We start from the raw sequence: 11754 nt of genomic DNA, 5'->3' as shown, positions 1-11754 counted from the left end.
GTCGTGGTCGGTGGATCGCTCGCCGCGGTTACTGCCGTCGATGCATTGCGGCAGAACGGCTATGTCGGGCCGATCACTCTCCTCGGGGACGAACCGCACCTTCCCTACATCCGGCCGCCGCTTTCCAAGAGCGTGTTGAAGGGTGACGAGCCGCCGGACAGCGTCGCACTGCCCGCCTTCTCGGACGATGTGACCGTGCGTCTGAATGTGCGAGCGGCGGGTCTCGACCTCGGTGCCCGCCGGGTCCTGCTCGCTGATGGTGCTCAGGTGCCGTTCGCGGGTTTGGTGGTCGCCACCGGTGCGCGGGCGCGAAGGCTTGCCGCGCCGAGCCAGCATGGCGAGGTCGTCCTGCGCACCGTTGATGATGCAATTGCTTTACGTGACAGCCTCGGCCAGCGACCTCGGGTACTGATCGTCGGTGCGGGTTTCCTCGGTCTGGAGATCGCATCGGTGTGCCGTGGGCTCGGTCTGGACGTGACCGTGGTCGATCGTGAGCCCCCGCTCGTCCGGCAGCTCGGTTCGTTCCTCGCGGAACTGATGACCGACGCTGCGCTCGACCACGGCGTGAAGCTGGTGATCTCACCAGGTGGGGTCCGGCTGCTCGGTGACCGCCGGATCACCGGTGTCCAGCTGGCCGACGGTGACCAGCTTTCCGCGGACCTCGTCGTCACCGCGGTCGGCTGTCAGCCGAACGTCGAGTGGCTGGAGCACTCCGGGATCACGACGGCCGGCGGAGTCCTTGTCGATGACCGATGCCGGGTCGCACCTGGGGTCGTGGCGGCCGGGGACGTCGTCGCGTTTCGGTCCGAGCCGGGTGGGGCACCTCGCCGTACCCCACAGTGGGCCAGCGCGATCGACCAGGCGCGGGCGGCCGCGGCGGCACTTGTCCACGGCGGTGCCGCCGCTCCCCATCGGCCCGCCCCGTACTTCTGGACCGAAGCCTTTGGCTTGAACATCAAGGTCTGCGGCCCGATACCGGCCGAGGGGAACCCGGTCGTCCTCGACGGGTCTACCGCCGATCGCAGTGCCCTTCTCCAATGGCGCCACGGCGATCAGCCCGTCGTGGCTGCGAGTGTGAACTACAAGATGTCGGTTGTGAAGCTCCGGAGGCTGGCCCAACGGCCCTCCGGACGGTGACCGGTTCTCGGCGTGCTGAGCGCCAGGCCGCCCGCGCTTTTCTGCCCCGTACCTGTCGAATCAAAGGTGATACCTCATGTCCATACGATCGGCCATGAAGACCAGCGACATTGACCTGTTCACCGACGACGCTCTGACCGACCCGTATCCGCTGTACCGAGACCTGCGCGACGCCGGCCCCATCGTCTACCTGACGCGGTACGACGTTCACGTGCTCGCCCGCTACGAGCAGGTGCGCGACGCGCTGGAGGACTGGGAGACATTCTCCTCGGCGGATGGTGTGGGCCTCAACGGCATCTTCAACCAGGCCTTGACGGGCACCATCATCGCGTCCGACCCGCCGCACCACGACGACCTGCGCAACGTGTTGAGCGGACGGCTTTCGCCCAGGGCGTTGCGTGAGCTCCGCGCGGATGTCGATCGCAAGGTCGAAGAGCACATCGAGGAACTCGTGGGGCGTGGCTCCTTCGACGCCGTCACCGACCTGGCGAGGGTGATCCCGATTTCGATCATCCTCGACCTGCTCGGGTTTCCGCACGAGGGCCGCGAAGGCCTGCTCGAATGGGGTGAGGAGACCTTCAACGCGGTCGGGCCGGAGAACCGGCGGATGCAGGATTCGCTCCCCAAGATGCAGGAGATGTTCGGCTGGCTGGAGAACACCTGCACCCGGGACCGCATGCTGCCCGGCGGGTTCGCGACGACCATCCACGAGGCTGCGGACCGCGGCGAGATCCCGTGCGAGGCCGTGGTGCCGCTCATGGCCGGGTACAGCATCCCGGCCCTCGACACCACGGTCAGTGCACTGGCCAGCGCGGTCAAGCTCTTCGCGGAGCATCCGGACCAGTGGGACGCCCTGCGCGCGAACCCGAGTCTGATTCCCAGTGCCTTCAACGAGGTACTGCGGCTGGAGTCGCCCGTGCAGCTCTTCACGCGGGTTACCCGGCGGGAATACCGCGCGGACGGGCTCACGTTGCCCGCGGGGAGCCGGGTCGTGGTGCTCTACGGCGCGGCAAACCGTGACGAGCGCCAGTACCCGGATCCGGACCGGTTCGACATCCGGCGCGGGGCTGTCGACCACCTTGCCTTCGGGTACGAGATCCACGGTTGCGCTGGGCAAGGACTTGCCCGTCTCGAGGGGCATGCCGCCCTGGCCGCACTGGCGAAGCGAGTCGAGCGGTTCGAGATCACGAGCGAGCCGACCCTCAAACTCAACAACAGCACCCGAGCGCTCGCTTCGCTGCCCGTCGCCGTCCGGACGGGCAGGGCAGCTGAGGCAATCGGTCGTGGCGGGGGCCTTCGGTGATCACGCGACGGGTGTGCGCCGAACGGACATCCGCTTGCGCGCCACGGTGATGTGGTCATGCCCCCTGTGTTCATAGATTGTTTCCGCGGGAAAAGCCCAATTCGGTCACGGATATTCCGATTAGCTTAGAAATCATCAGGAAAGGGGTGGTGATGGTAGGTCACGACGTTCCTGTTCTCATCGTCGGTGGCAGCCTCGTCGGGATGACGAGTGCAGTTCTCCTCGGAAAACAGGGAATTCCCTCACTGGTCGTCGAACGGCATCAGGGGACAGCGATCCACCCACGCGCCGCACTCATTCTCCAGCGCTCGATGGAGATCCTGCGAGGCGCCGGGATCGAAGACGTCATCCAAAGCCGATCGGTCGAACAGTTCGACCAGGACGCCGCCATCATGTCTGTGGAGACATTGGCCGGGAAGGAGATCGCCTGGCACCTGCCGACGCTTAACGAGGGGGTCAGGGACCTAAGCCCGTGTCTGCGGCTGTTCGCGACCCAGGTGGCCATCGAGCCAGTCCTCGCTGAGCGGGCCCGGGAGCTCGGCGCCGACATCCGATTCGGCACCGAACTCGTGACCTTCGAGGACCATGGCGACGGCCTGACAGCCGTCATCCGTCACCGTGACACCGGGAAGGTGTCGACGGTGCGCGCGCGGTACATGATCGCGGCCGACGGCGCGCACAGCACGATTCGCGACCGGCTGGGGATCGGCGTCAGCGGTCACGGTGTGCTCTCGAAGAGCATCACCATCTACTTCCGTGCAGACGTGGAGGCACTGCTGCGGAAACGCAACCTTGGCGTCATCATGGTCGTCAACGAGACACTGCAGGGCTTCTTCCGCATCGAGAAGCCCTACCGGTCGGGATTCCTGGCGGTACACGGCCTTGGTGACCCGCAAAACCCGAACAGTGACATCTGGACCGACCTGACCGACGACCGTTGTGTGGAACTCGTCCGGTCGGCTTTGGGCGATCCCGACATCGAGGTCCAGATCGACGACGTCATGCGTTGGCAGGCGACCGCGCAGGTGGCAGACAGCTTCCAGAGCGGCAACGTCTTTCTGGTCGGTGACTCGGCACACTCGATGCCGCCCTACGGTGGATACGGTGGGAACACCGGCATCCACGACGCGCACAACCTCGCGTGGAAGATCAAGGCTGCGCTCGACGGCCGGGCCGGAGCCGGCTTGCTGGCGACCTACGACGCCGAACGGCGGCCGGTAGCTCGATTTACCGTCGAGCAGGCGTACGGCCGATATGTCACCAGGGCCGCGCCGTTTCTCGCCGTGCACGGCATCGAGCCCCTCGTCAGCGACGCCGACATCGATCTGGGCTACCGGTACCGGATCGAGACGTCGGATGTCGGGCGCACCCCTGAGCCGGTACACGGCAGTCCGCGTGAGTCGGCTGGGGCACCCGGGACCCGAGCACCGCATCACGTGCTCATGCGCGACGGCCAGGAGATCTCGACGCATGACCTGTTCGGCCTGAATTTCGTGATGCTCGGGGCGCCCGAGGCGGACGCGTGGGCGACGGCGGCGAGGACTGCCGTGGAGACGGCCGAGGTGGCCATTGACGTTCACCGGATCGGATGTGTGGACGGTTTCGGCGACGTCGCCGGCGGGTTCTGTGCCGCGTACGGAATCAGCTCGACCGGAATGGTCCTCGTCCGCCCCGACGGGTTCGTGGCGTGGCGTGCGGTGAACGGCGACGCCGCATCGACCGAAGCCGTCATCGGCGCTCTCACCGCCGCGCTCGAGCCCGGCGTGGTCATCCAGCCACCCATCGGATCCGGAGCTCGCCGATGAGCGCACCGGTGTCCATCGTCCCGATTCCCTGCCGAAAGAATGAACCATCGCTTACATCGACGGCAGTCACCACGTGACCTAGTCCGTCGGAACGGCGCAGGAAGATGTGGACTTCCATGTGAAGACGCTCGGAATGCGCTTCATCAAGCGAACTGTCCTCTTGTTCCTACTCAGCAGCCAAGTGCGGCGTGCGGGGCCTGGCGATTGCCATGGCCAAGGAGCTTGGGTCGGAGTACATCCGCTGCAACAGCCTCCCCCCAGCGCCATCAATACCGAAATGACCGATGCGATGTCCTACCTGTCGGGCACGCCCAAAGAGAACTGCTGCAGCCGTTCCGCGACTCGTAACACCTCGGCCGCAACACCGAGATGACATGTCATCTACACCGATGACCGACCTACCGGAGGCGCCCCGATGACCACCACCCCCGCGACCGACCTGGCCAGGCTCACCGGCAACTACACCCTCGACCCCTCGCACACCCGCATCGGGTTCGTCGCCCGTCACGCGATGGTGACCAAGGTCCGCGGCGCATTCAACGAGTTCGAAGGCAGCGCGTACATCAACGGCGACAACCCCGCCGACTCGACCGCCACGGTGACCATCAAGGCCGCCAGCATCGACACCCGCAATGCCCAGCGCGACGAGCACCTGCGCAGCAACGACTTCCTGGCCATGGACCAGCACCCGGAGATCACCTTCGTCTCCACCGCCGTGCGCCAGAACGGCGAGAACACCTTCGACCTGACCGGCGACCTCACCATCAGGGGCGTTACCAAGCCGGTGACTGTCCCCTTCACGTACGAGGGCGCGGCGACCGACCCGTTCGGCAACGTGCGCGTCGGCTTCGAGGGCTCGGTGACGATCAACCGCAAGGACTACGGCGTGACCTGGAACGCGACGCTGGAGACCGGCGGGGTCCTGGTCAGCGACAAGATCGTGCTGGAGTTCGAGGTCTCGGCGATCAAGGGCAACTGACCGACCCCGCCGCGCTGCCGGCGCCACCCCATGACGCCGGCAGCGCGGCCACCGCCCACCGGACACCGGACACCCCAGCTTCTGCTTCCTCTCACTGCAAAGGGCCATGCGGTGGATCCTTCCGACCTGGATCCGCGCGTGGCCGTCGCGCGTCGTGGTTGCCAGTGACGTCACCAACGTGCGCAGGCCTGAGGGTGCTTCGGCCATCTAAAGGCCCGCTTCTCCAGATGGCTTCGAGGTGCTCGACGCGGGGCTGCGTCAGTTATCCCAGACCTTCGGCGCGCATTTGCGGCCACGCTCTCGCGCCGACCAGGCGCGGGCCCGGCCAGGCGCGGGCGCAGCTGGGGGAGTGGGGTATGGCCCGACCACTTACGCGGGCTCAGAGCCGACGCCGATCTGGGGTATGACGAGTACAGCCAGGAAGGAAACGTGACGCGACGACCGCGTCCTGCCGCGCAGCGTGATCTACTGTCAACGCCGCCTGAATCCTGACCATCGTGTTCCGGAACCCGCCCGGAACCACATGGTCAGTTTTCAGGCGGAGCCGACATCTACGACGCGGACCTGACGGACACCTTGCCGCAGACGATCGCAGTGTCCTCCGCCCTCAACGCCATGGCGCACTGCATGGAGGCATTCTGGGCGCCCGGAGCCAACCCGGTGACGTCGCTTGTGGCTGCCGAAGGCATCCCGGGTGCTGGCCGGCGGACTGCGGGATTCCGGTGTTGCCCGGCGGGAACAGCTGCTCTACGGCTCATACTCGGCTGGGTCGGCTTTCGCTGTGGCCGGCTCGGGATTGCACCACAAGATCTGCCACGCCTTGGGTGGCACGTTCGATCTGCCGCACGCCGGGACCCACACCGCCGTTCTTCCGCACGTCCTCGCGTTCAATGTCGAGGCAGCAGCCGAGGCCGGGGGGGGTGCCCCTATGCAGTTCGTCAAGGTGGCGGGTTAGCTTGCTGGTGATGTCGGCTGGAGAGGGGGATGCGGTGGGGGTGCCAGGCGGAGGGTCGAAAGCGCGCGCTGTTGAAGAGTGGCGGGACATTTATGACCTGCTGGATGCCGTTCGGCAGCGGCCGAACGCATGGGTGCGTAACGGCTCGTTGCAGGAACTGGCAGTGATGATGTTCGGCTACCACCTCGCTCTTCAGGTCCACGATGCCGATGAGGAGTTCGCGTTTCATCGTGGAAGTGGAGGGTTTTCCTCTTGGCTCAGCAGGACCCATGGATGGTCGATGGCGACTGGATGGGACGCTGCGATTGGGGAGAACCTTCCTGATGAACCTCCGCTTGACGCCTTCTTCCGGCTCGTGGACGAGTACCGAGACATCGCAGATCAGCCCGTCTCGTGAGCTCTCGCAGCATGGTGTTCGGTCAAGCTGTTCGGGCGGGTTGGGGTTCGTAGAAGGTGCCGTCGCGAAGCATCGCGAAGAGGACATCGGCTCGTCGTCTCGCGAGGCAGAGGAGGGCTTGGGTGTGGTGCTTGCCCTGGGCGATCTTCTTGTCGTAGTAGGCCCGGGAAGCCGGGTCGCCCAGGGCTGCGAAGGCGGAGAGGAAGAAGGCTCGTTTGAGCTGCTTGTTCCCCCGGCGGGAGGGCTGTTCGCCTCTGATCGAGGAGCCCGAGTGGCGGGTTGCCGGGGCGAGGCCGGCGTAGGCGGCGAGGTGGGCGGCGGAGGGGAACCTGCTGCCGTCGCCGACCTCGATGAGGATCCTGGCTCCGGTCCTGATGCCGATGCCCGGCATCGAGATCAGGACCTGGGAAAGAGGGTGGGCCTCCAGCAGTTCCTCGATCCGCCCGGCCAGGAGTTTGCGCTGGTCGAGCACGGCGGCGAGCGAGGTGGCCAGGCTCGGGACGATCAGGGCGGCCGCTTCGGTGCCGGGGACCACCACGGTCTGTTCGTCCAGCGCGGTGAAGATGTCCTCGACCAGCCGCTCGGCCATGCGTGGGGCCTTCGGCCGCAGCAGCGTGACCAGGCGGCGCCGGCCGGCCTTGCGTATGCGGGCTGGGGACCCGAACCGCTCCAGCAGGGCCAGGACGGCCGGGTGCTGCAGCCGCGGGCCCAGGACCCGTTCCAGCGACGGGTGGATCTGGGCCAGCAGTCCGTGGAGCCGGTTCGCGACCCGGGTGGCCTCGCCGGTCAGGTCGTCGTCGAAGCCGACGATCATCTCCAGCTCGGCGATCGTCTCGTCCTCGAGGTCTACCGAGCGCAGGGTGTGAGGCATCGCGCGGGCCGCATCCGCGATGATGAACGCGTCCCTCGCATCGGTCTTGGCCTCGCCAGGATAGAGGTCGGTGATCCGCCGCATCGTCAGGCCCGGGAGGTAGGCGACCGGGCAACCCATGTCTCGGGCGACCGCTAGCGGCAGGGCTCCGATCGAGGCTGGCTGGTCAACCACGACCAGCACCGTCCCGTGTTTGGCCTGCAACTTCGCGAACAACTCCCGGAGCTTCGGCTCGGTGTTGGGCAGGCGTTTGTCGAACGCCTTCTTTCCGGCCGGGGTGACGGCGGTGGCGTGGTGTTCGCCCTTGCCGACGTCCAGGCCGAGGAAGACGTCGATGTCGCCGGTCTCGATCACGTGCGTCCTTCGGTCGTGCTCCACCCGACCGTCCTCCGGCACCGATCGCCACATCCACATTACGAAGAGCCTCCCGACCTGCGAAAAGGCCGGTGGTCATGCCCCTAATCAGCGGTCTGTCAGTGCCTCCGGGACCGGTGACACCACCCCCCGGACCATGGCTAACAAGGGGGGGAAGTCATGCCGGGCCCGAAGGCCGGGAGCCCCATTGCGGGACCACCGAAAAGGTAATGGGGGGGGTCATCGCCCGTGCGCTCGGTTCCCATGACGCGGTAGGCAGGCTCCGTCAGCAGTACCGTGACGTGAGCGCCCTCCAGGATCTGCGGTCCCTGAGGCTCCGACCCGACCAGTTCGATGAGGCGATCGAGGTCGTCTCCAAGGCGCTACCCATCCCGAACCCGCACCGGGTGGGGAAACGTGCGGCGGCACAGATCCTGCGAGCCGCCTACTCGTGACGTCTGGTCGCTCGATCACGATTCATTCCGCTGACGCCGCCCGCCGAAACTCGGCCGGCGTCAGCCCGTATCTGTCCTTGAAGGCGCGTCCGAAATGCGATGCCGTTTTGAAGCCCCATCGCAAGCCTATGGCCGCGACCGACATCGCCTCAGGGGAGAGCTGGACGAGGTCGTGCTTGCACATCTCGAGCCGGCGCATCCAGATCCACGACGAGACCGTGATCCCGTTCTCCTGAAAAACGCTATGCAGGTGCCGGAGTGAAATGTACTGCGCGGATGCGATGGTGCTCGGTGCCAATTCAGGCTCGGCGAGATGGTCGTCGATGTATTCTTGGATCTGTCCGAGCAGAATCGTTCCGTCGTCTTCGTGATCCTCGCCGGGCACGTCAAGAAGTCCTTGGAACATTGTCGTGACCAGGTCGAGAGCGTTCCGTGCGGCGAGGTATCTGGTCCGGCTGGAGAGGTCCTCCATGACCTGGCTGAGTTTCATCAGGAACGCGCCGGTCGCGGGTGCGAGCCCGTCACGGGCTGCGATGCGGGCCGCGGTGAGCTGGTTGACCTGGGAGCGCGGGAGACGAATCAGCTGCTGGGGGAACTTGATACACACGTTCTGATAGTCGGCGCTGCTCACCACCGTCGCTGGGCGGGTGGCGTCGAATATGGTGATGTCACCTGGTTGGAGTACGGCCGTCCGCGTTCCCTGGTGAAACTCGCCCACGCCTGCCACCTGGAGGCACAGGACGTAGTCGAGGCGTTCGTCGCGCTCGATTTCGTCAGCGCCGCGGTGCGCCGTGTGCCGGTCGGTAAACATCTCGATGAATTCCACGTCGGCGATCTTCCGGTTACGGAGATGTCCCCGAAAGCGCCGCGGCTCATCAGATTCGACACTGAACGCGAGCAATGATTGCGCCAGCAAAGCGCGCCAGTTCGAGGTGCCCCGAGCGTTGTACTCGGGGTGCACCGAAGAGTGCGCCAAAGTCGAGGCGATATCATCCATCTGTCACCTTGTAGCCTGGGACCAGGAATCGGACGAAACTATTTGGTGCGACCATCAGAGCGAATTTGTGCGATCAGAGTGCGCGTGGTCGCCGGGTTTGTCAACACCCTCAGCTCGGTCAGCTCAGCACCAAGGGCAGCCTCGGCCCGCCATTTGTCGCTCCGGGTGCGCGGCGAAGCATCCCGACCGAGCTGCGGCAACACGGTCGCCGCCGACTTCGGCTTCGAACCCGCTCACGGTGGTGCAGGCGTGATGCGTGCTCGGATCTTGAGACGGGGGCGGGTGAACGGCGAAGGGCGCGGCCCGTCATGATCATGTGATTCCACTCGCAAGATCGTGAAGGCCGCGCCCGCATGACATCCTGCCCGACCCTGCCCACATCCCGTCAACTCGCCGAACAACTCGGCGTCGACGGCGACGAGTTGTGTACACCCGAGCAGCTTCCCTGGCTGTTGCAGGCGGTCCATACGGTGCCCGACCCGCGCGCTCCGCACCTGGTCACGCACCCCTTGCCGATGCTGCTCGGCCTGGTCGCCTGCGCCTTGCTGTGCGGGGTCCGCTCGGTGCGCGGCGTGATCCGCTGGGCCCATGGCCAGGGCACCGGCACCCTCGCCGCACTCGAAGTCCCCGACGGCGATCCCGGACGGCTGCCGGTGGCCACCACACTCACCCGCACTCTGGCCCGGCTCGACGCCGACGCATTCGATGCGGCCGTCGGCACGTTCGTGCAGGCCCACACCGCCGACCCGCTCGCCTCCGTCACCGGCGAAGCACCCGTGCTCCAGCTCGCGGCCGACGGCAAGACCGTGCGCGGCGCCCGCGACGCCGAGGGCCTGCAGCTGCACCTGCTGGGCGTCTACCAGGTCGACCCCGGCGTAATGCTCGCCCAGCGCGAGATGCGCCACAAGCCGCACAAGACCGTGCACTTCACCGCCGCCCTGGACCTGATCGACGACATCACCGGAGCGATCGTCACCGCCGACGCCCTGCACACGGCCGCCGGCCATGCCCACTACCTGCACCGACGTGGCGCCTTCGGCCTCTTCCCGGTCAAGGAGAACCGCTCCACCCTCTTCAACCAGCTCGACGCGCTCGACTGGGACGAGACCACCAACAAGCACATCACCACGGCCCGCACCGAAGAAACCAACAGCGGCCGCCACGAGACGCGCATCGTGCGCGTCCAGCCCCTTGAGGCCGACCAGGTCAACTTCCCCCACGCCACCCAGGCCCTGCTCATCGAGCGGTACACCACCGGACGCGGCGACGGGAAGACCCACGCCGTCGCCGAGCTCGGCGTCAGCACCACACCCGCCAAGAAGGCCGATGCGACGAAGCTGGCCCGCTGCGTGAGAGGTCAATGGGCCATCGAAGTCGATCACGGTTGCCAGATACAGGAACTCGCCGTCGCCCACCGGCAGGTAGGTGATGTCGCCGACGTACTTGGTGTTCGGCGCGCTCGTGGTGAAGTCGCGCCCAAGCAGGTCCGGCACGGGGGTGGCGGACGGTTCGGGCACAGTGGTGGCCTGGCGCTTGCGCAGCCGCAGTCCGGCGATGCCGTACTTGCGCATGACCCGTCCGACGCGCTTGTGGTTCACACGCTCACCGTCGTCGCGTAGCTCGGCGGTGATGCGGGGACGGCCGTAGGTGCCGTCCCACTCGGCGTGCACGGCCCGGATCCGCTCGGCGAGAGCGGCATCCGCCCGCTCGCGGGCGGCACGGGCCGCACGGCCGGCCCGCCATTTGTAGAAGCTGGAGCGGGCGACCTCCAGCACCTGGCACAACCGCTTCACGCCGAAGGCGCGGTGGTGGTCCTCAATGAACTGGCAGCGGTTCACCAGGTCATCTCTTGTGCGAAAAACTTCGTCGCCTTACGCAGGATGTCGCGCTCGGTGGCCAGTTTTTGGTTCTCCTTGCGCACCGCCGCCAGTTCCCGGCGCAGTGCCTCGTTCTCGGCCTGGAGCGCCTCGGCCGTCGGCGGGGAATCCACCGTGCTCTTCTCCCTGCTCGTGCTCGTCGTGCCGTCCCCGCCGTGGCGGGCCCGCTCGGCCCGCACCCAGTTGTGCAGCGTCTCCCGGCTGACCCTCAGATCCTTGCCGATGCCCTCGAAAGTGTGGCTCGGGTCCGACAGGTACAGCGCGACAGCGTCCGCCTTGAACTCGGGCGAACAGACCTTCATCACCATAAGAGATCCCTCCTCCCAGGCACCTGCCGGGGCCGGGCTCAGAGGTGTCCACCACTCAGGGACAGGTCCCCCCGACGCCGCACACACGTCTGCCCGAAACCCACGCCGGAAACGGGCAACGAAACGTCAGCACTCCCAAGCCCATCGACCTGACCGGCCGCGCTCCTTCATGGATGACGCGGTCATTGAGATCTACCGGTCGCTGTCCGGGCGGCCAGGGCCACGCCGTCTGGTCTGCACGCAGGGGACATGGGCGTGCGTGCAACGGCAATGCGACCCGTGAAACCGGCTGTTAGCTTCCAAATCAGTCCGGCAT

General features: G+C 66.5%; 9 protein-coding genes and 3 pseudogenes. 9 read left to right on the top strand and 3 right to left on the bottom strand.

What is annotated here, in order from left to right:
• From ABZV38_RS37300 to ABZV38_RS37270, 7 genes and pseudogenes are all read left to right on the top strand, one after another.
• The coding region (locus ABZV38_RS37300; RefSeq protein WP_356333011.1) for an FAD-dependent oxidoreductase at positions 1-1137 on the top strand (1137 nt) is incomplete at its 5' end.
• Positions 1138-1213: 76 nt separating this feature from the next.
• Complete coding sequence (locus ABZV38_RS37295) at positions 1214-2440, top strand: cytochrome P450 (RefSeq protein ID WP_356333009.1); 1227 nt, start codon at positions 1214-1216, stop codon at positions 2438-2440.
• Positions 2441-2517: 77 nt separating this feature from the next.
• Complete coding sequence (locus ABZV38_RS37290) at positions 2518-4245, top strand: FAD-dependent monooxygenase (RefSeq protein WP_356333006.1); 1728 nt, start codon at positions 2518-2520, stop codon at positions 4243-4245.
• A 415-nt stretch (positions 4246-4660) separates the two neighbouring features.
• Entirely contained in the window at positions 4661-5224 is a 564-nt protein-coding gene (locus ABZV38_RS37285) for a YceI family protein (protein WP_356333004.1), read from the top strand.
• 229 nt (positions 5225-5453) lie between these two features.
• Positions 5454-5657 (top strand): annotated as a pseudogene (locus ABZV38_RS37280) (hypothetical protein); the annotation flags it as partial.
• Between the two features lie 261 nt (positions 5658-5918).
• Positions 5919-6179 carry an iron-containing alcohol dehydrogenase gene (locus tag ABZV38_RS37275; RefSeq protein WP_356333013.1) on the top strand — a complete coding sequence of 87 codons (261 nt, stop codon included), beginning with the start codon at positions 5919-5921 and terminating at the stop codon, positions 6177-6179.
• A gap of 1 nt (position 6180) precedes the next feature.
• Complete coding sequence (locus tag ABZV38_RS37270; protein ID WP_356333003.1) at positions 6181-6576, top strand: hypothetical protein; 396 nt, start codon at positions 6181-6183, stop codon at positions 6574-6576.
• Between the two features lie 22 nt (positions 6577-6598).
• Here ABZV38_RS37270 and ABZV38_RS37265 read toward each other — a convergent pair whose 3' ends face one another.
• The gene (locus ABZV38_RS37265) at positions 6599-7801 is read right to left on the bottom strand and encodes an IS110 family transposase (RefSeq protein WP_356333001.1); all 1203 of its coding nucleotides are present in this window, start codon (positions 7799-7801) and stop codon (positions 6599-6601) included.
• Positions 7802-8031: 230 nt separating this feature from the next.
• Between ABZV38_RS37265 and ABZV38_RS37260 the strand changes: the two genes are divergently transcribed.
• The gene (locus tag ABZV38_RS37260) at positions 8032-8256 is read left to right on the top strand and encodes a hypothetical protein (RefSeq protein ID WP_356332999.1); all 225 of its coding nucleotides are present in this window, start codon (positions 8032-8034) and stop codon (positions 8254-8256) included.
• A gap of 22 nt (positions 8257-8278) precedes the next feature.
• Here the strand turns inward: ABZV38_RS37260 and ABZV38_RS37255 are convergent, their stop codons facing one another.
• Complete coding sequence (locus ABZV38_RS37255; RefSeq protein ID WP_356332997.1) at positions 8279-9253, bottom strand: helix-turn-helix domain-containing protein; 975 nt, start codon at positions 9251-9253, stop codon at positions 8279-8281.
• A gap of 353 nt (positions 9254-9606) precedes the next feature.
• Between ABZV38_RS37255 and ABZV38_RS37250 the strand changes: the two are divergent.
• A pseudogene (locus ABZV38_RS37250) lies at positions 9607-10614 on the top strand (ISAs1 family transposase); the annotation flags it as partial.
• A 12-nt stretch (positions 10615-10626) separates the two neighbouring features.
• Here the strand turns inward: ABZV38_RS37250 and ABZV38_RS37245 are convergent.
• Positions 10627-11438, bottom strand: a pseudogene (locus ABZV38_RS37245) (IS3 family transposase); the annotation flags it as partial.
• Positions 11439-11754 lie beyond the last annotated feature (316 nt).

It is taken from the genome of Streptomyces sp. NPDC005181 (assembly GCF_040608395.1).
In the GTDB taxonomy this organism is placed as follows: domain Bacteria; phylum Actinomycetota; class Actinomycetes; order Streptomycetales; family Streptomycetaceae; genus Streptomyces.
The sequence above is the reverse complement of the archived record's forward strand: the minus strand, read 5'-3'. Positions and strand labels throughout refer to the sequence as shown.